Below are 474 nucleotides of genomic sequence, written 5' to 3' on the forward strand. Positions count from 1 at the left end.
GTTGATTTGCAGCGAAATCTGACCCACTTTGCCGCATAATTTGCAAACGAATCTGACCCACGTTTAAGACACAATCCTGCTCTGCACAACGAGCGGGGAATTGGAGTGATCGACGTGGCATTACTAGGCATTATTCGACGCTGGCACATTCGCGACCAGGTCCCATTGAGAGAGATCGCCAGGCGGTTGGGCATCTCCAGAAACACCGTCCGACGTTACCTGCGCTCGGAAACCATAGAGCCAGCCTACGCTGAGCGGCGATCCACCCGCGCCATCGACAAATACGCGTTCCAGCTTTCAGCGCTCCTCAAGACCGAGGCGGCCAAGTCGCGCAAACAGCGGCGCACGCTGAAACAGATCCATGAGGACTTGAAGGAATTGGGATTCGAGGGGTCGTACGACAGGGTCGCGGCGTTCGCCAGGACCTGGAGAGAGGGTCAAACTGAGAGGGTCAATCCGGCCAGCAAACGAACA

General features: G+C 56.5%; 1 pseudogene. It reads left to right on the forward strand.

Annotated elements, in window-relative coordinates:
- Positions 1-105 precede the first annotated feature (105 nt).
- Positions 106-435, forward strand: a pseudogene (locus GJA_RS25795) (helix-turn-helix domain-containing protein); the annotation flags it as partial.
- Between the last annotated feature and the right edge of the window lie 39 nt (positions 436-474).

It is taken from the genome of Janthinobacterium agaricidamnosum NBRC 102515 = DSM 9628, from assembly GCF_000723165.1.
In the GTDB taxonomy this organism is placed as follows: domain Bacteria; phylum Pseudomonadota; class Gammaproteobacteria; order Burkholderiales; family Burkholderiaceae_D; genus Janthinobacterium; species Janthinobacterium agaricidamnosum.